15 protein-coding genes are annotated in these 20,182 nt (G+C 46.1%); 10 read left to right on the top strand and 5 right to left on the bottom strand.

Annotation, left to right across the window (positions count from 1 at the left end):
• Window positions 1–333 precede the first annotated feature (333 nt).
• Together FFM79_RS04130 and FFM79_RS04125 are read right to left on the bottom strand one after the other, a co-directional pair.
• The gene (locus tag FFM79_RS04130) at window positions 334–1,134 is read right to left on the bottom strand and encodes a helix-turn-helix domain-containing protein (protein ID WP_137642210.1); all 801 of its coding nucleotides are present in this window, start codon (window positions 1,132–1,134) and stop codon (window positions 334–336) included.
• Window positions 1,135–1,281: 147 nt separating this feature from the next.
• Window positions 1,282–1,608, bottom strand: a complete 327-nt coding sequence (locus FFM79_RS04125) for a hypothetical protein (RefSeq protein ID WP_137642209.1) — start codon at window positions 1,606–1,608, stop codon at window positions 1,282–1,284.
• Window positions 1,609–1,790: 182 nt separating this feature from the next.
• On the opposite strand from FFM79_RS04125, the gene FFM79_RS04120 reads away from it, so the two are divergent.
• The 7 genes from FFM79_RS04120 (at window position 1,791) to FFM79_RS04095 (ending at window position 10,089) form a co-directional block, all read left to right on the top strand.
• Window positions 1,791–2,627 carry a metallophosphoesterase family protein gene (locus FFM79_RS04120; RefSeq protein ID WP_137642208.1) on the top strand — a complete coding sequence of 279 codons (837 nt, stop codon included), beginning with the start codon at window positions 1,791–1,793 and terminating at the stop codon, window positions 2,625–2,627.
• Between the two features lie 79 nt (window positions 2,628–2,706).
• Entirely contained in the window at window positions 2,707–3,075 is a 369-nt protein-coding gene (locus FFM79_RS04115) for a hypothetical protein (RefSeq protein WP_137642207.1), read from the top strand.
• A gap of 233 nt (window positions 3,076–3,308) precedes the next feature.
• Window positions 3,309–3,644, top strand: a complete 336-nt coding sequence (locus tag FFM79_RS12715; protein ID WP_225424376.1) for a hypothetical protein — start codon at window positions 3,309–3,311, stop codon at window positions 3,642–3,644.
• 4 nt (window positions 3,645–3,648) lie between these two features.
• On the top strand, window positions 3,649–6,447 hold the full coding sequence (locus FFM79_RS04110; protein ID WP_225424375.1) for a LamG-like jellyroll fold domain-containing protein: 2,799 nt from the start codon (window positions 3,649–3,651) through the stop codon (window positions 6,445–6,447).
• A 150-nt stretch (window positions 6,448–6,597) separates the two neighbouring features.
• Entirely contained in the window at window positions 6,598–8,622 is a 2,025-nt protein-coding gene (locus FFM79_RS04105; protein WP_137642206.1) for an ABC transporter ATP-binding protein/permease, read from the top strand.
• A gap of 569 nt (window positions 8,623–9,191) precedes the next feature.
• Window positions 9,192–9,758, top strand: a complete 567-nt coding sequence (locus tag FFM79_RS04100; protein ID WP_137642205.1) for a cadmium resistance transporter — start codon at window positions 9,192–9,194, stop codon at window positions 9,756–9,758.
• Between the two features lie 13 nt (window positions 9,759–9,771).
• Window positions 9,772–10,089: an ArsR/SmtB family transcription factor gene (locus FFM79_RS04095; protein WP_137642204.1), complete on the top strand. Its 318-nt coding sequence runs from the start codon at window positions 9,772–9,774 to the stop codon at window positions 10,087–10,089.
• Between the two features lie 49 nt (window positions 10,090–10,138).
• Here FFM79_RS04095 and FFM79_RS04090 read toward each other — a convergent pair whose 3' ends face one another.
• The 3 genes from FFM79_RS04090 to FFM79_RS04080 form a co-directional block, all read right to left on the bottom strand.
• Entirely contained in the window at window positions 10,139–10,426 is a 288-nt protein-coding gene (locus tag FFM79_RS04090) for a hypothetical protein (protein WP_137642203.1), read from the bottom strand.
• Window positions 10,427–10,750: 324 nt separating this feature from the next.
• Entirely contained in the window at window positions 10,751–11,182 is a 432-nt protein-coding gene (locus FFM79_RS04085) for a universal stress protein (protein ID WP_137642202.1), read from the bottom strand.
• Window positions 11,182–12,771, bottom strand: a complete 1,590-nt coding sequence (locus FFM79_RS04080) for an Nramp family divalent metal transporter (protein ID WP_137642201.1) — start codon at window positions 12,769–12,771, stop codon at window positions 11,182–11,184. Before FFM79_RS04080 ends, FFM79_RS04085 begins: the two co-directional genes overlap by 1 nt.
• 120 nt (window positions 12,772–12,891) lie before the next feature.
• Between FFM79_RS04080 and FFM79_RS04075 the strand changes: the two genes are divergently transcribed.
• From FFM79_RS04075 to FFM79_RS04065, 3 genes are all read left to right on the top strand, one after another.
• Entirely contained in the window at window positions 12,892–13,575 is a 684-nt protein-coding gene (locus tag FFM79_RS04075) for a metal-dependent transcriptional regulator (RefSeq protein ID WP_137642200.1), read from the top strand.
• 151 nt (window positions 13,576–13,726) lie between these two features.
• A complete protein-coding gene (locus FFM79_RS04070) occupies window positions 13,727–14,221 on the top strand; it encodes a GtrA family protein (RefSeq protein WP_137642199.1) in 495 nt (164 codons plus the stop codon).
• A gap of 214 nt (window positions 14,222–14,435) precedes the next feature.
• Window positions 14,436–20,182, top strand: a 5,747-nt coding sequence (locus FFM79_RS04065) for an MBG domain-containing protein (RefSeq protein ID WP_137642198.1), incomplete at its 3' end; no start/stop codon positions are given.

Genomic DNA, 20,182 nt, shown 5'->3' with positions numbered 1-20,182 from the left:
GCAATATAGTCGAAACGTGCTCGGGCTAGCATGGTCCTGCGGTTAGCTACGCCATCGGCACAACGCAAAAACCGCGTTATACCGGTGGCTAAGCTAATCCTCAGACCAACCCGCTGGGCCTCACACTCTGCCGAAACGTGTTCGGCCAGACTGGTATCTGCGCTTGCTACGCTAAGTCGCCATCGCCAAACCCAGGCGCTTATCTTCAATATAGTCGAAACGTGTTCGGGCTAGCATGGTCCTGCGGTTAGCTACGCCATCGGCACAACGCAAAAACCGCGTCATACCGGTGGCTAGGCTAATCCTCAGACCAACCCGCTAGCCCTCACACTCTTAAATATTCGCATGCCCCGCCTTCAACGTTTCCTGGAAAGGCGCGTGCAACGCCGCCTGATATTCGGCGTTCAACTGATTGAGTTGCTGATGAAAGATCGTTAAAAGCGCGTTCATCTTTTGCTGATACGCGCGGTCGATATCGTAACCGCTCGTTGTTGGGGTGGCCTGATTGAGATAATCCTTTAAATCAGCGTCCGTCCCCAACTTTTCGTAGAGATCCACGTTATCAATCAACCGAATAATGCGGTTATACTTGCCAGTGAAAGTCCGGCGGATGACCTGAATCCGGTTTCGAAACAGTTCATTTGCTTGGTTAATAATTTCATCACTATCCGGGTAGGGGGCGGTGGTCAAATGCTGTAATAGTTTTGGTAGCAATTCATCCAACGCTCGGTCAATCACCGGATCAATGACGCGGTCACGAATCTCGGTGGTCGACCGGTGATTGGTCGTCGGGTTAAACGCGTCCCCCGATAAAATGTTGGGATTGGTCGTGGTGAGGTCGATGTACTCCCACAAAAGGACGTTAAATTCTGAATTGTTGAGCCCGTTAGTTTTCAGGATCGCCCGGGCGTATTCGGATAAGCTACCGTGGAGTAAAAAATCCGGCGTCGTTGCCAGCACGTTTGCTAGGCGCTGTAACCGCTCGGCCCGCGGGAGCGTTCGTCCCTTTTCCCAATCGTTAATGGTGCTTTTACCAGCGACTCCGACCGCACTAGCCAGTTCGGCCATGCTTAAATGGGCGGTTTGCCGTAATTGATGAATTCGTTGACCCGTTGCTTGTTTATTAATTTGCATCCCCCAACACCTCCGGTTAGTCATGTTTATTTTATCACACGGGTCGCAAAGATTTCATCTGATTAACCATTAATTGAGTAACTGAAATGGGCATGAAAAAAGCAACCCGCAGACGCAAGCCCGCAGAGTTGCTTAAAGTTGAAGTGATCAGAGGTACTTATATAAAACCGCCATCAGGGCGGGGCCATCGTTAACTGGGTAGCCGTCTAGCAGGATGTTGTAGTGCGCGTCCTCCTGTTGATGGATGTGCCCCAAAATGGCGAGTTTCTCGCGGTGGTTGTGGATAATTAAGATAAACCGCGGGGCGTCGCGCAAGATGGTGATTTCCGCGTTGAGTAGGTGGCCGAGTTCCGCCACTAAATTTTCATTAACGGCTTTCAGGCCATTGAAACCGGTTTGGCCGACGGCGTGCAAACAGTTCTCAAGCCCCATTAACTGATTGGCCTCGTCGTAGCCGAGTGGTAATTGTGCCATATGAATTCCTCCCCCAAGAAATTAACAATATAACAATGTTTATATTTAGGATAACGAGGCCGGGGGCGTTTGGCGACCTTTTACACGTGGAAACGGGGTTTGATAAACTGACTTAACGACGTTCAGCGTAAAATTCACCACCGAACGCTCGCTTCAAGGTATACTAACATTGAGGTGACGAGATGGAACGGAGAATTGCGATTTTAGCAGATATTCACGGTAACGTTACGGCGTTACGAGCGGTTTTGGCGGATGCCCAGCGCGTTCAGCCAACCGACTACTGGTTTTTAGGGGATCTCTTTTTACCCGGACCAGGCACGGCCGATTTATACCAACAATTGGCTGACTTGCAACCCGACGTTTGGCTACAAGGTAACTGGGAGCAGGGGATTGCGGCGGTCGCGCAGGGTTACGGTGGCCTGAGTGGCGGTTCCGAAGTTTACTTTGCGCGTTTGACGGCCTACTTGTTGACCCAGTTGAGTCCAGCGGATTTTGCGGATTTGATCAAGCGACCAATCGCAACCAGTCGGATGGTCAACGGATTGGATATCGGGTTATCGCATAACCAACCGGAGCGCTCGACCGGTCACGACCTCTATCCGGTCGCGCCGACGGCTAATTTTGACCATTTAGTTGGCAAGCACGATGTCGCGATTTACGGCCACACCCACCAACAATTGATGCGGGTGGCTGATCAGGGGCAGTTAATTATTAATCCGGGCGCGGTCGGCCAGCCATATAGTCCGTCGGCCAAGTTGCGCGCGGATCAGCGTGCCCAGTATGCGCTTTTAACGATCAACGATGCCGGTCAACTGGCCGTCGATTTTAAAAAGGTGGCTTATGACCGCCAAGCTGAAGTTGACCTGGCGGCGCGTCGCCAGTTGCCGTACTTGGAACAGTACCGGGAGCTACGTCGAACGGGGTTGACGGTGACCCATGACCAGCCATTATTGGAGCGGATTAACGCTCGGTACGGTTACGCGGCCGAGGTTCAGGCGTTCTTTCACCGCCGGCACTAATTGGTAATCGGGGTTTGACGGGTGCGCTTTCAACCCGATATAATGAAGCTACGATTGAATTTTGAGGAGGAATTGCAACATGCACTTTGAACCGTCCGAATGGTTCGGCTTTAAAAAACGGGTCAAGCACAATATGATTTTTACGAAAACGGTCAACGGGCAAACCATTACGAAACGCGTCTACGCGCGCTTTAATTGGTGGGCCCTGCTGTTTAACTGGTTTTATGCGCTCTTTAGTCCGCGGTGCCAGACGCCGTTTTTTGCGCTCAAGGCGGCGGTTCCCTTTTTAGCGATGGTGCTGATCAACATGATCACGCAGACCTTCTTTAATCAGGACGTTTACATGGTCGTCGGCCTAATTACGGCGATTTGGTACGGGTTCATGTTTGAAACCTGGTTCCGCAATCAGCTGGTGGCTAACGGCTTTAAACCCCAAACAACTGAATGAAAAAACGTAACCGCACCCGGCGATTCTTGGCAAGTAGTGAGAATCGGCGGGTGTTTTTTGAGTTCGTTACGGTAGAGCCAATGACGTTGGTTTAAACGACTTATGCAAGAACTAAACATAAATAACACCTTTTCTTTACATCCATCCATACGAAGACTTTACATTAGTTAACTAAACTAATTGAGTAGTTCGAAACGGTAACTATAAATAATATCTTTGGAGTGATAAGTGTAATGAAACCGCGTGTTTTAACGACCTTAATGGTTTGTTCAACGATTTTGACAACCACGGTCACCCCCGCAGTGGCGGCAGTTACGACGCAACCGGGTGCGCCGACGACGACCCAACCGGTCCAACCAGCACCAGCAGCAACGGATGTTAATCCAGCCGCGAGTGCGTTTATGGACTTACAATTGCAAAACGGGCAATTGGTAGACGTGAAGGGCCACACCCAGTGGCAAAAGGTGGGCCAACCGACCACTGTTCAAGATCAGGAGCAGGATGGTGCCGTGCTCGGCTTAGACGGTCGGTCTGCGTTTTATACGACTTTTTTCCGATGCGCAGTTTGACCGCTTGCAACACGGAATGGCGATTGAAGCCTACTTTAAGTACGACCCAAGTGCCAACGTGACTGGCGAAACGGAAGTCTTCTCCAGCCAACAAGGCGGCGGTCTCGGCTTAGGGGTCCAAAATGGCAAGGTGACTTTCTTTGCTCATGATGGTCACGGCTATAAGCAACCCAGTGCCGAACTGCCAGTTGGCAAGTGGGTCCACGCCGTGGGAGTTATCGATAAGAACAAAACGGCGAGCCTCTACATAAACGGGAAGCTAGCGCAAAGTTTACAAATGCCGGGGGATTTAAAACTAGCCCAGGGCACCAAGGACTTTGTGCTCGGTGGCGACGCGGCTCCTGGAACGCACGTTCAGTCGCAAATGAAGGGGAGCATCAAGTCGGCGCGGTTATACGACCACGTTTTGACTGGTGACCAAATTGCGCAATTGAGCAACGCGGCGCAGGCAGGCTTCCACCAAGCACCAGCTAAGGACCAAACGGTTTCAACGATGTTAGTGGGTCCTAAAACGATTACGAACGACGCAACGTACGGCTTAAACGTGCACGCCCGTCAATTGAAGGTTGGCGATCAGGGCACGCTGACCATGGACGTTGTCTTTGATCCGGGCAAGTTGTACTACGTCGACTACGACCGGACGCTTAAGGGGAACCAAACTAAGGTCGAACAGGTAGCCAACGGCCGCTTGCGGATCACAACGACGGCCGCTTTATCACCGGCAGAATTCCGGAAGTACGCGCAAACGCGGTTAGCCCACATTAACTTGCACACGAAGAAAAATGTCGCTGGGAACACGAGCATTAAATTCGAGCAGGTCACTAAGGATACCCACGTCCAATTGGGAGAAGCGTTAAACCTGACCATTCAACCGCAATTCGCCTTTGACTTGAACGGCGATGGAATCGTTGGGGCGGGGGACGTTGCGTTAGCAGCTGGTTCACAGAAGGCCGCCATCGCTAAAAACGCTGAAATTAAGCCGTATAAGCACGTGATTGTCTTAACAACTGACGGTGGTGGGAACTCGTGGGATCCAAACGGGATGTACTACGCTAAGGGTGCCGGGACGCCAATGTGGACGACTAATCCTGATATTCTTAAGAAGCGGCGTAACACGTACACGATGGATCTATTTAATAACAAGTTTGCCATGAGTACGTCCGCGCAATCAGTTAACCCGGCAATTTCGGCCCAAAACTACATTTCAATGTTACACGGCCGGCCATGGGGCACTTTACCAATCGAATACCAAGGAACTAATGGCTCGATGGGTCAAGAATACTTTGCGGACTTTGGCAAGCAACGTCAATTGTACCCATCCGTCTTCAAATTATTACAAAAGCACAACCCAACTCAAAAGGCAGCGGCTTTCTCCGAATGGGGTCAAATCGTGAACGCCATCGTTGAACCGGATGCAGCCGTTAAGACGAAGCAATCGGCTTCATTGAAGTCCTTTGACGACGTTGCCGACTACATTGGTCGTGACGACTTTAAACGGACGTCAATGGTCTACATGCAAAGTGATTTCATGGATGGGCAAGGCCATAGTTATGGTTTCTATAACGATAACTACTGGAACCAATACTATCGCTACGACGGCCTGTTCAAAAAAGTGATGGACAAGTTGGAAGCTACTGGTCATATCCACGATACGTTGGTCATTGCTAACGCCGACCACGGTGGTGCTGGTCATAATCATGGGCCAAACGACGCGCCGGACCGTGACATCTTCATTGCCATGGGTGGTGAAACGATTGATAGCGGTCGCCGGTTAAAGGGTGGCTCAAACGCAGACATCACGGCCTTAGTTTTAAATGCGTTACAAGTTCCGCGGGCACCACACATGTTCAACAGCAACGTGTTTGATCCATCAGCATTCTTGAAGCAAACGGACTTAACTAAGAAGAACCGTGACGTTGAAACGATTCAGTTAACACGCTCTAAGTCGGCGGCGCAATTAGCGTTGACCAATTTGAAGAAGCGTCAAGTTAATACGGCTGATATGCGGATTGACTTAGGTGGTCGCCAAGTCAAGTCAATTAAGACGGCGGCGGGCGTTTCCGTGGTTCGGCAAACGGTTGAAAACGGCGCCTTGAAGTTGACGGTCAGCTTTGACAAGCAACCAACTGGTGAATTTGCTACTTTGCAATTCACGGATGGTAAGGGCGACGTTGCCGTTAAGGAAGCCATGGCCGCTACGACGGACGGAACGGAAGTCTTGGTCGACTTGACGAACCAAAATGGGAAGGTCACGGATCAGGATGGTCAAAAGCCGGAACCGGGAGTTAAACCGGGTGACGGTCAAAAACCAGGCGACGGTCAAAAACCAGGCGACGGTCAAAAACCAGGTGAAGGTCAAAAACCAGATGATGGTCAACAACCGGGCGAAGGCCAACAACCAGGCGACGGTCAAAAGCCAAATGACGGTCAAAAGCCAGGCGAAGGCCAACAACCAGACGATGGTCAAAAACCAGGCGACGGCCAAAAACCAGGTAAAGGTGGCAGCCAAGAAACTGGAGTTAAACCGGGTGACGATCAAAAGTCAACACAGACGAATGGTGGTAATGGCGGTCAAGGTGCTTCAACGACGACTTCCACAACAACCCCAGCTGGATCAAATGCAACTGGCAATAATGACTCGACAACATCAACTGCACGCGATGGTCGAGGTCATCAAACCAAGCAGACTGGCTGGTTACCACAAACCGGTGAACAAGTGCAACAATGGTTAGCAGCTGTTGGTGGTTTACTGCTTGCGGTTACGAGCGGCATCATCTTCTGGCGGCGCAAGAAGCGGGTTTAACGCGAATACTTTACTAAGTAAAGCTTAAATTAATAGTTTTGAAAGGACTCCCGAGTGCGGTTGGGGGTCCTTTTTTGATAGAATTAAGTGTTAAGAAACATTATTTTTATAAGCGACAGTTAGGGCAAGTAAAGGTCAGGTGAAGGACGCGTGAGTTATTTAGAATTAAAGGACATTCATAAAGCGTACTACTTGGGAAAAGAAGCGTTCCCAGTACTGAACGGGATTGATTTAACGTTCGAGCGCGGTGAATTGGTTGCAATTTTAGGTGAATCGGGGGGCGGTAAATCAACCCTGATGAACATAATTGGTGGATTGGACCGGCAGTTTGAAGGTCAGGTACTCTTACAAGGAAAGCCGTTAGATCACCATCAGGAAAAACAAATGGACCGCTACCGGCGGGAGACGATTGGCTATATTTACCAGTCGTATAATTTAATTAACCACCTCTCCGTGTTGGACAACGTGTTGATTTCGTTAGATATGACGCAGTTGAACCGGTCCGAACGCGACCAACGGGCACGGGACTTGCTAGAACAAGTGGGCCTAACGGATCAAATTAAGAAGTACCCGAACCAATTATCAGGGGGCCAAAAGCAACGGGTCGCGATTGCGCGGGCGTTAGCTAGTGATCCACAAATCATTATTGCCGATGAACCGACCGGAGCGTTGGATTCACAAAACACCGCCGAAGTGTTGGCGATTTTGAACCAAATTGCGTCGGAAGGTCGGCTAGTGATTTGCGTGACCCATTCGCAGGCGGTGGCGGATGCGGGAACCCGGATCGTCCACTTGGCGGATGGCAAAATTACGGCGGATGAACGGCGCAAAGACGCGTACCCAGTGGATGACGACCGGGCTCAAATTGCCGCACGGAAACTGCCATGGCACGTCCCCTTAACGACTGCGTTTAAGCACTTACGGTATACTTGGACCTGGAATCTAATTATCATCATCGGGACCGCCATCGGGTTGTTTGCGGTGATGCTCTTTACCGGACTGGGGAACGGTCTCAAGGGTTACATTAATCAGGAAATTAATAACGTGGTCAATCCGCGAATCGTCACGGTGTCGCGTTACCAGAAACCAAGTCGTAGCCAAGCTAGTGGTGGTCAGGCAGGTGGCAGCCAGGCTGCGGGCGGCCAAGGTGGTGGTGCTAGCAGTATGGCGAGCGCCGCAACGAGTTTGAAGAGTACAACCTTTACGACTAAACAATTGAACAAACTGAAAGCCATTAGCAAGGTTCAAAGTGCTCAACCAATCATTAGTGCGTCTGGAGCGACGGTTAAGATTGGTGATCAGGACCTAACACTTTCGTCATTAACGACTTGGACGGCTGCGGACCGTAAGTCTTCGATTAAGGTCGGCCATCAGGCTGGTAAGAATGAAATCGTGTTAGATAAACAAACGGTTGCCAAGAAGTGGTCGTCCAAGAACTGGAAACAGTTAGTTGGGAAGACCGTTACGGTATCCTACCAAACGATGAATAAGACTGGGAAAACCGTTACCGTTAAGCGTCAGTTGAAAGTGGCGGGGATTACGGCCGGCCAAACTGGGAGCGGTGCTAACGCGGTGACCTACCAGACGATGCGGTCGATGCGGCGGGCCCAAAACGTCGATGCTAACCCAACCTCGGTTGCGGTTAAGGTTGCTTCCCGCCATGATAACCAAAGTGTCACTAAGAAGATTAATCAGATTAAAATTGACGGGAAACGCCAATTCACGGCAATTAGTATTGCTACCATTTTGGATACGGTCAATACGTACGTCAACCTCGCCACGACGATTTTAGCGGCAATTGCAGGGATTTCATTGCTGGTTTCGGCCCTAATGATCATCGTTACGATGTTCATGTCAGTCAGTGCCCGCAAGAAGGAAATTGGAATCTTACGCGCGTTGGGTGAAAGTCGTGGTGATATTCGGCGGTTATTTACGAGTGAATCCTTAATTATTGGGGTAATCAGTGCGGCGTTGGCGACCGGTTTAGCCTATGGTATTGGGGCGGTCCTTAACCAGGCGTTGTATAAGATTGCTGGTTACAACCTAGTTGCCATTCAGATGGGTAACGTGGTGTCAACGTTCATTATTGCGTTGATTATTGCGTTGCTGGCCGCTATTTTGCCGGCATGGCGGGCGGCGCGCTTGAATCCAATAGATGCGTTGGCGGCGGATTAGGTAAGAGTGTGGAAGACCAACGGGTTGACGCTGAGCACTGCCTAGCCACCGGCATGACGCGGTTTTTGCGTTGTGCCGGTGGCGTAGCAGGCGCAGGCGTCAGTTGGTCTGGAGCACGTTTCGGCTATATCGCAGAGATGCGAACTGTGCATGGTGCCGGTGGCGTAGCTAACCGCAGGACCATGCTAGCCCGAACACGTTTCGGCTATATCGCAGGGAATCGCCTGGGTTTGGCGATGGCGACTTAGCGTAGCAAGCGCAGATGCCAGTCTGGCCGAGCACGTTTCGGCTATATTGCAGTGGAGCGTCGGTTTTTGCGTTGTGCCGGTGGCGTAGCAGGCGTCAGTTGGTCTGGAGCACGTTTCGGCTATATCGCAGGGAATCGCCTGGGTTTGGCGATGGCGACTTAGCGTAGCAAGCGCAGATACCACTCTGGCCGAGCACGTTTCAACTAATTACTATTCAAAGCCCAAAAGAGCTGTGACTTTGGTCGCAGTTCTTTTTTGAGTTTTACATATAACACATTTGACATATAATATATGTAAAGTAATTTAATTGGAGGGTTAGGGATGAATTATGGGGTGTTAGGGTTAACGTTTCTTAGTGTTAACTTAGATTTTTTTGTGATGTTGCTCTTTTTATTGAATCGGTACCGACTACGTCAAGTATTATTAGGGTACGTTCTGGGTACGAGTTTGTTACTGATTTTAAGTTACTTGATTGGTCAAACATTAGCATTGTGGTTACCAGAATGGGCGCTGGGGGTACTTGGTGTATTACCCATTTGGTTGGCATTACGGTCCGATGACGATGACCAGGCCAAGCAGTCTCAACGTGCACCGGTGTTGGCGGTCCTGCTGACTTATTTAAGCGTTTGTACCGGCTGCAACCTTGCCATTTTTTTACCGGTCTTAGTCGGGGCGACATTACCGGCCTTTTTGACTGCGTTAGCTCTAATTGTGGTTTTATCCGGAGTATCCGTATTAGTGATTAACTGGGTTGCCCAGCTACCGCGCGTCACGAGCTTACTGGCCACTTACGGGGAGCGGTTGATGCGTTTTTGTTACGTCTTGATTGGGTTATACGTTTTCTGGGATAGTGGTTTGGTTGCGCATGTTTGGCAATTTTTGAATTGAAAGGGTGAAAACGATGCAAGTATCGGATGCACAATTAATGGAAGCGGCAAAAATTTACAAAGTGTTGAGTAATCCCAAGCGAATTAAATTGTTACTTTATTTGGAAAAGCACCCGGCAGACGTTTCGAGTATTTGCCAAGCACTTAACTTGGCTCAGCCGGTCGTTTCACACCAACTCGCTCTGCTGTATCAGTATCAATTAGTGACGCGAACTAAACGTGGCAAGCATGTGGATTACTGTTTAGATGATCCGCACATCGTGGAACTAATTGAGGCGATGATTGGACACGTGGCACACGAAATAAAGCATCAACCGCACCCGCAGAAATAAATGAAAGCCGCCAAATCAATGCGATTTGGTGGCTTTTTTGACTAAATTATTATTGCAAAACGGGTGTACCGTGGCGATGGTGGAGGTGCTTTAAATCATCGCGTTGGCTAGCGGTCAGCGGAATGGTCTTGAGGGGCTGAAAGTGTTCTGAGAGTTCGGAGCTCGGATCAGCTTGATAAATGTCAACTTGACCGTCACTGCGGTCAATCCGGTAAACAAGGCGCTGCTTAGCGGTTTCAACGAAGATTGAAGTACCGGAAAACGGTCGCCACGTGACTTCATCTTGTGGTAATAGTTGCCAGTGTGTCAGGACGTCATAAATTTCGTTTGGGGTCATTCCAAGCGCACTCCTTTCATTCCTTAACTGCACCTACATTATAGGAGGTTTAGGAATCAAAATCAATTAAAGTTACTTGCCCCTAAAAATATTTCAACTAACCGCAATCCCTTGGGGCCCAGGGGATATGTAACTAGTGACCGTGATTTGGAAGCCGCTTTCAAAATGGCTTGTAATTAAAGTGAGAAAACGCAACCGACCGTGAAGTTTGAAGTAGGAAAGTTGCGGGAGTTGTGAAAAGGGAACGTACGGGGGAGCTGATTTGGGAATCAAAAGACCGCAATCCGGTTAAAAAGAAGCGGATTGCGGTCTTTTGATAATGTTTTAGCGAATAACTAATACGGAGATTGGGGCGTATTTTGCCATGTAAGCAGCTTGACTCCCAAAGTGCTTGGCAATCCCTTTCTTCGCTAATGAACCAATGATCAGGAGGTCGGGTTGGACGTGGGGGATGATTTCTTTAACAATCGTCTCGCCGGGTTCACCCTCGGCAATCATGGTCCGAACCTTTTCAACACCAGCTGATTGGGCTTGTTGTTGATACTTTAATAAGTGTTGTTCCAAATCGTGCCGTTCACCGTGAACGTAATCCTTACTGAGCGCTTGAAAGACGTTCATATCATCACTTTCCAAAATTGACGTAATGATCAATTCAGCGTTATCCTGCTTAGCTTGATGGATGGCATAATCAAAGGCCAATAAGGCGTCGGCAGAATCATCAACACCAACTAAAATGCGTTTAAACTTCGTACTCATTAGTTTTCACCATCCTTTGCGGCTGCGGCTTGTTTTTCCAAGAAGCGTTGGTTACCACGCCGTAAATCAATAATCGTCCAAGCTAATAATGCGAGGATTGCCGCAATTAGGACGTAGGCTAAGACGGTTGAGAAGGTCTGCTCACTAGCCGTGATGCCGTCGCCAAAGAATTGGGCAATTGAGTCTGGTAAGCCGAGTAAGTTCAAGAACGTTAAACCAATGACGGATAACCAGCCTAAAATCGAAACCCAAGTTGAGTTCTTAAACCGCTTCCCCATTTCAGCTTTACTATCAGTCATCATCAGTAATGGCAACATTGAGAACGGTAACGCGAAGGCTAGAAAGACTTGTGAGTTATTCATCAGATTATTCAGCGCCGTGTGCTCATCAATGGCACTCTTACCGCTGGTTAACATGACACAGATTAAAACTGGGATAACGGAAATTAACCGAGTAACTAAGCGCCGTAACCAGAGGGGCATCCGCATGTGAACGAAGCCTTCCATGATGACTTGCCCGGTTAAGGTCCCCGTGATGGTCGAATTTTGACCGGAAGCTAGCAAGGCAATCGCGAATAAGGCGGAGAGGGCACCGGACTTAGCGACCCCAATTAAAATGCCGTTACTTAACATTGACGTGTTTGAAAGGGCTTCGTATAAACCAAAGAACGAAGGATCCTTAACGGCGCCACTCTTGAAGACGGCAACCCCCATGATCAACAGTAATGAGTTAACGATGAAGGCGAATGATAATTGAATGTTCGAGTCCCAAGCAGCAAACTTAACCGTCCGGGCCACGTCACTCTCGTCGTTATGGTTGATTTTCCGAGTTTGGGAAATTGCAGAGTGTAAGTAGAGGTTATGGGGCATAACCGTTGCCCCGATAATCCCAAGGGCCCCAGAAAGTGGGGTCATACCATTAACACTGCGTCCCGTTGAGAAGGTAGCGGCCGTTGGGACTAATCCCTTGATAACGCCACCCCAGTCGGGATCGGATAAAGCTACTTGATAAACGAAAACAAAGAGAATGACTAAAATTAAGCACACCACGATAGCTTCGATTTTCCGGAAACCAATTTTAGTTAGTAATAACAGTACCAAAACGTCGAAGACCGTAATGAACACCGCGATGACCAGGGGAATGTTGAATAATAGATATAACGCAATCGCGGCCCCAATAACTTCGGCAATATCAGTTGCCATGATGGCTAATTCAGTTAGAATCCAGAGCACAATTCCGAGCGATTTACTGGTTCGAGCACGAATGGCTTGCGCCAAGTCCATCTGACTCACGATACCAAGTTTGGCTGCCATGTATTGTAGTAACATCGCAATCAAACTTGAAATCAAGATGACAGACATCAACATGTATTGGTAGTTTTGCCCACCAGTAATTGACGTTGACCAGTTACCGGGATCCATGTATCCGACGGCAACTAACGCACCAGGCCCAGAATAAGCGAACAGAGTTTTCCAAAAACTCATGTTCTTCGGCACTTCGATTGTCCCGTTGATTTCTTCCAAGGATGGCCCGTTCGCATACTCAATCAGTTTATGCTTCCGGTTGGGTGTTTCATTGTTTTGACTCACTTAAAACTCCACCTTTCAATGTGATAAAACTTATGAGCAGTTGTTATTGTACAATAAATAATATAAAATTGAAATACTTTTTAGGGTTACCTACAAAAAAATAATCTAGGGTGGTAATTTATGCGGAAGAGTATTAGCAATTATTTGAAAACGATTTATGAGGCGAGTTATGCAAAATCTGGGACCAATAACAAACAGATTGCGACCATGCTGGGCGTGCTTCCAGGGTCAGTTACCGAAGCCGTTAATCACTTGGAAAAAGCCGGTTTAGTTGTTCACCAAACTTACCATCAAATTGCATTAACGAAGGCGGGTTACCAAATTGTTTGTGACTTAATGTTTCGCTACCGCTTATGTGAAGTTTGGCTGACCCAAAAGATAAAGTTACCGTTACCATCCGTTCCGAAGCAGGCTTGGTTAATGGCTGCAATTAATGATCAAGAACTGTTACGGCGGCTTAATCAACAATTAGCTCAACCGGCGATTAGTCCCTTTGGCGGTCAGTTAGAATTGCCCGCGTTTGAAAAGCGGGACCAGCGGGTGGTTCAGTCGCTTGATACGGTTGGGGTGAACGAAACAATTATTATTGATAGTTATTTAGAATCGCCAAGCACCGTTAAATATTGGCAACATACGAGTTTGCAACTGGGCGAACAATTAACGTTGGTGGAATCGGCTGACGCACTTCCAGTCCTGACACTCGTTGATGATCAGGATAATGAATATTTAATTAACGCGGCGGTTGCACGCTACATCTATGCCAAACCAGTTAGCGTTCAATCATTAGTGACGACATCCAATTAGTAAGGGCGCTTCAGACTGAAGCGCTACGTGAGTGCTACATCGATGTAGCGCATCGTTAAACACGGAACAACTTCTCGAAATAGTGGCAATCTAGCCCCAAAACTGCGTATAATTGTTAATAGCAGTTAACTAAGAAAAGGTGTGATTGACCATGACGAGTAAAAAAACCAATCCGGACCAAACAAGCGAGGCGGATTATACGGCCGAAGAGATGTTAGAACCTATCGCAGAATTGGGAAATGACTTGGTTTCCAAGCGTAAACAAACGCGTAACCAAGCTGTTCGGTACGTGCTGTGGGGCTTGATCAGCGTGGTCGTCAACTTCCTGACGTTTTACGTGATGAACGGGGTTCTGCACGTTGAGTATCAAGTTGCCAACGCGACGGCTTGGGTACTGAGTGTGCAGGTGGCGTTCTGGGTAGATCGGTTACTGGTTTTTAACCACCATTCGCCGCACCCATTTCGTGAAATGGGTAAGTTCTATGCAACGCGAATCATGACCTACCTGATTGAAACTCTGGTACTCTGGTTAGGAATTTCACTCGTTGGTTTACCAGCGGTGGCCACTAAGTTGTTAGGACAGGCGTGTGCGCTGATTGGGAATTTCTTCTTATCGAAATTATTTGTATTTCGAAGTAAGGTGTAGGGTTTAATAAAAACTATTTTTCAAATGGATTAATAATTATATCGAAGGGCTTTCAATGCTGAATTTTTTTGGCACTGAAAGCCCTTTTTGAGTAGGAAAATTAGCAATGGGCTTTCTTTGTCAGAAAATAGTAATGGAATTATAATTTTAAATAGTTAACTAGGTCATTTATTTTGCTGGTTATGTTTTTTACGAAAAGAGGAACGGTGTAAAGATGAAATGTAAACGGAATGTTAAACGGGGGCATCAATTAGAAACTCTGGTGGGTGTATTAGTGCTTACGATGGGTGCTAAAGCTGTTCGAGCACAAGCTGATACGGTGTCGGACACAGCAGCCGCACAAAGTTCAGAGATACAAGCGGGCGACGCGTCCAAGAATACAACAACGCAAAAAGTAACATTAAAGTCAAAAGTAGAGCCTGCTAAAGAACCAGTAGCGGGCGAAACTGAAACACCAGCTAAGAATAAAAAAGTAGTAACGCCAGCTCCTAAAGTAGTGACTGATGTAGTCCCCAAAGGAGAGGTAACTAATCAGCCGCAACAAAATAAATCGGAACAGAATGCAACTCCTGAGCAACCACAACTGGATAAGAATCGTGTGGAAGAACCAAGTCAGACTGCTGATAAAGACGTGAAAGCTGTTAATCAGTCGAAGTCTGAAAATACTGTCTCGGATACGGAAAATCAAACACAGGGGGATATTCCTGATAAAGTAAATACTAGTACGAATAACCAAATAGTTACTGATACTCCGAACATTAGGCCAGCACAAGTTTCCAATGTAAATAAAGTAAACATTCAACGGACCCCAGTTGCAGAAAGTACAATACCCGTGACTGAATATCATGATCAAGGAGTTTCTGGAAATGGGAATGCTGAATTAGAAGCGTCAAAATGGGATATTGATATGCATGGGACGCTAACGATTCACGCTGGATTATTAAAATCAAATAATTGGCTCTATGATGATAAAAATAACCGTGACTATATTAAAAGGGTCTTTGTTGAGAAAGGAACGGTGTTGGCGAAAGGTTATGGGTCGGAGTATTTTCGTAAAATGCCGAATCTTGAAAGTGCCGATCTGCATAATTTAGATGTTAGTCAAGCAACGAGTTTTGCGTACTTATTTCGGGAAGATGAAAAATTAAGGACTGTGGATGTTAGCGGCTGGAATACGTCAAACGTTATTGATATCCACCAGGCCTTTATTGATTGTACGGTTTTAAATGATTTAGATCTGTCTAGTTGGGATGTTTCCAACGTAAAGTATATGTGGCAAACGTTTTATGGTGATCGGGCCCTAGACAATTTGAATATTACGGGATGGGATACAAGTAACGTTGTCAACATGGAAGGTATGTTTGCAAGAACCGGACTTAAAACGCTGAATTTAAATACTTGGAATACTGAAAAAGTTTTTACAATGCGTCAAATGTTTATGGAAACTCGTGATTTAACAGATTTGCAGATTGGTGAGTGGCAAACGCCTAACTTAACTGATGTTGGGGAGATGTTTGTGGCTTCAAGAAGTATCAAGACGTTAAATATTAAAAATCTTGATTTGACTAAAGTGACCGATTATCCATGGACTTTTGATGAATTAGACTCAATTCATACGCTGGTTCTTGGGCCTAAAGTGGCCCTTTTGAATCAACATTCTAATGCTATAAATGTCAATGGAATGCGGTTTGGCTTCTATTCAATGGGTTCGGGGGAACGTAGTTGGAAGAATATAGAAACTAAGCAAATTTATACAACTGATCAAATGTGTGCACTATATTCCGGAAAAAATCCGGAAGCGCCATTTGCAACGTATGAGGCAATTCCCGCAATTGTAAATACGACAATTCATGGCAAGAAGATTGCAAAGACAACGGGAGAACCACCAGTTCTAAATCCGAGTGATTATCAAGTAACTTTTGAAGGCAGTGAGGGATATTATCGCCCAGTTGCAGAGAAATATGAATATAAATTTGTACCAGGTGATTTGCAGTGGCAAGAACTGGAAAATAGTTATACCGTCCGGTTAACGGCTCAAGGAATTGCCAACCTTAAGAAGTTAGATTCTGTAGAGCGAACTTGGCGCTATAATTATGATTTGGCGGACGTGCAGACAGTTACCATCAGTTTAAAAGGAACTGCACACCAGCAATACACAACTCAACCCGGTTCAATTCAACCAACTGGTTTTCAGGTGATACTAAGTAATGGTAAGACATATCAGTTAAGAGCGGGGGATTTAGTCTTAAAGGACGCGACGGTGTTGGTTCCACAGGCTCATCAAACCTATGATGTAGTGCTCAGTGACGTTGCAATGAAGAATATCCAGGCCATGGACTCCGAATACTCTACCTGGATTTATGATCAAAGCCTAGGAAAATTAATAATTGATCCTGTTTTAGTGAACGTTTCGTTAGTTAATAACACATCTGACGTTCAACATCTTTATAATGCGCAAAAATGGGGATTAGATGTTAATGAATACGGGATTAGTGCTGATATTTCTACAGGCGCTAGTCAGTATCAACTTGTACCAACTGATCTAGAATTCATTAAACAAGAAGCTCCGGTTAATGCTGGGACTTATCAAGTCAGATTAACTTCAGATGGCTTTGATAATTTACAAAAAGCAGCGGGCGTTAATTATCAGCTGAGTTATGACCAATCGTTAGGCCAATTTGTCATTGAAAAGGCGGATGCACAGATTAAATTGCAACTCGTTTCTGGAAAAAGGGGTAGCGTTGAATATACAGGACAAAATGTCGTAATTCCTGTTGGTGATTATCAGGTTGAGCTTTTAGGAACGTATGACACAAGTACAGTGCAAACAGGACGTTTGGCAGGCGATAATGAGTTAACATACGTGCTAAAACGGGGAGACTTGCAATTTATTGGTGATGTGCCAACTAATGTAGGTGTTTATCAATTAACATTATCTAGCGAAGGTATTCGTAATATAAAAAGCTTGGATTTAATTAATTATAATTGGATTGTCGTACCGGAAGCGATTAAAGCTACACTGATTGTAACGCCAGCTGAAAAAACTATTCATCTGTATAATCGCCGCGTGGATCAGACAGAATATACAGGCCAGATAATTCAACCAGATGTAGACGATTACCAAGTACAATTAAGTCAAGGAACGTATAACCTAGTAAATGGCGATTTAGAAGTTGTTTCAGTAACTGCTCAGAATGTTGGTACGTATCAGGTGCGACTAACTCAAACAGCATTGAACAAAATTAGAGCAATCAATCATAATTACCACTGGAGCGACGTTACTACCGATGCAACACTCCAAGTTATCCCTCAAAAACTAACAGTTGATTTAAAAGGGCAAGCAACACATGTATATACTGGTGAACCGATGTCGTTATCTTCAGTGGATAATTATTACGTTATCGATTCAATAGGCCAACGTCATGCGTTAATGGCTGGCGATTTGGCTTTTGTTGGGAAAGCGCCGCTTGATGTTGGTCAATATCAAGTTCAACTAACTGCTGCTGGTCAGGAACGATTATTGAAACTTGTGTCCACTAATTATCAGTGGACCTTTGACCAACTTACTGCTATATATAAGATTACACAAGCTACGGGACAGTTTGACTTATTAGGAAGTGCTACCCAAACGTATACTGGACAGCCGATATTATTAGACACTGAAGCATACCGGGTTGTATTTAGTGATGGTAGTGAGTACCAAGTGCAAAAAGGTGATATCGCATTTGAAGCGTCGGTGCCGGTCAAGGCGGGCCAGTATGTTGTAAAGCTCACTACCACAGGTCTAGCACATGTTCAAGCAGTCGCGTCGCCTGATTATACGTGGACATCAGGTGCTAATACGGCGACGTTTACGGTTAATAAAGCAAATGCAAATATCCAATTAACTGGGTATACAACTGTGCCGTTCACGGGCCAACCAGTAGAACTTCAATATCAGAATTATCATGTTGGTTTAGATAACGGATTTACTTATCAACTGCAAGCGGGAGACTTGGAACTGAGTGACTCTACCGCGCGAAACGCTGGAGAGTATCGGGTTCAAATAACACAAAATGGTTATGCACATATTCAAGCGCTAGATAATAAAAACTATGAGTGGAATCTATCCATGAGTGATGCATCGTTATCCATTACCCCGGCTTCCGCCACTATTGATCTTAGCGGTATTGAACATAAACTATATAATGGGCAGAGCTTGATACCGAATTGGCAAAATTACTACGTTAAGCTCAGCAACGGAACTAGTTATCAATTACAAACGGGTGACTTGCAGCTAACCGAGCCAGCACTTGATCAAGGAACCTATCAAGTTGTGCTTTCCCAGAAAGGAAAAAAGCATATTGAGACTTTAGATGCGCCTAATTACGACTGGAAAATTGGGCAAAGCAATGCATCCTTTGTAGTCGATCCGATACGAGTCACGTTAAACTTAGTTGGTGAAAGTAGTCAGAAATATACAGAAAATCTGGCTCGGATAGATACACAACAGTATCATATTTTAACTACTACTGGGCAAATATTAAATTTAGATGCAAATGATTTGGTGTTTAACGGCTCAAATCCGACAAATGTGGGACAATACGAAGTAACGTTAACCGATTCTGGGAAAATGAGGCTAAGAGCTTTACAACCAGCTAATTATGTATGGAAGTTGGGGCTGGTGAACGCGCCATATAGAATTACTCCGGCTGCAGGACAATATTACTTAAAAGGTATTGGACAGCAAAGTTATACTGGTCAGCCAATCAGCCTAAATATGTCGGACTATCAAGTTAATTTTAGTGATGGTCAGACACAGCGTTTGCGGGCGGATGATTTAATCGTCGTTGGTAACCCAATTCAAGTCGGACACTATTCTGTTCAGTTATCTGAATCTGGGCGAAATCGAATTTTAGCTTTAGCTTCAACGAACTATTCCTGGTCGGAGTTACTCCCAATTGCTGAAATTAACGTAGTAAAGCAAGTATCAAATATTAAGCTGATAGGGCAACAAACTGTTACTTATACGGGTAAAAAGGTTGTTCCAAATATCGGACAATATCAGGTTATATTAAGCAATGGGTTAGCGTATCAGTTACAGGCAGGAGATTTGGAGGTAGCAAATGGTGTTGCCAAAGGCGTTGGTCAGTATGATGTAAAAATAACGCAGGCTGGTTATGAGCATATTAAAGCGCTAGATTTACACAATTATGATTGGCAACAACCAACAAAGACAGCATATTTAGCAATAACACGTGCTATTGCAAAGATTCAGCTGAAGGGGCATGCGACTCAGACGTATAATGGTCGAGCACAAGAATTAAAAGCAAGTAATTATCGGGTTGAACTGAGTAATGGGCAGAGTTACTGGTTACAGCCGGCAGACATTGAAATTACTGATGGACCAGCGATTGATGCTGGGGAGTATAAAATTAATCTTACAGCAGTTGGGTTGTCAAATATTGAACAATTAGATTCTAAAAATTATCAATGGCAGACATTATCAAGCTTAGCAGGTTTAACGGTTCAAAAACAATTCGTTATTATTAGCTTAAGTGGACAACAAGTTGTGGTTAAGGGAGCTTTAAGTGATTTAGATGTTACAAATTATAAGATTCGACTAAGTAATGGTGAAACTTACTTATTGAAAGCTGACGATGTTGATTTCTATGGTAAACGACCAAACTTAGTTGGGACATATAAAGTGCAATTAACGCCGACGGGCTTACAACGCATTCAGAATTTGGATTTGAGAAATACGCAGTGGCAATATGATGGTAGTCAGGGAAGCTATGTGATTAAAGCTAGAACGGAGCCAGCGGAACCCACAGAACCAACGGAACCGACCGAACCGACGGAACCGACAGAGCCGACAGAGCCGACGGAACCGACGGAACCGACGGAACCGACAGAGCCGACGGAGCCCACAGAGCCGACGGAACCGACAGAGCCGACAGAGCCGACAGAGCCGACGGAACC

This window comes from Lactiplantibacillus modestisalitolerans (genome assembly GCF_005405425.1).
Classification (GTDB): domain Bacteria; phylum Bacillota; class Bacilli; order Lactobacillales; family Lactobacillaceae; genus Lactiplantibacillus; species Lactiplantibacillus modestisalitolerans.
The sequence above is the reverse complement of the archived record's forward strand: the minus strand, read 5'-3'. Positions and strand labels throughout refer to the sequence as shown.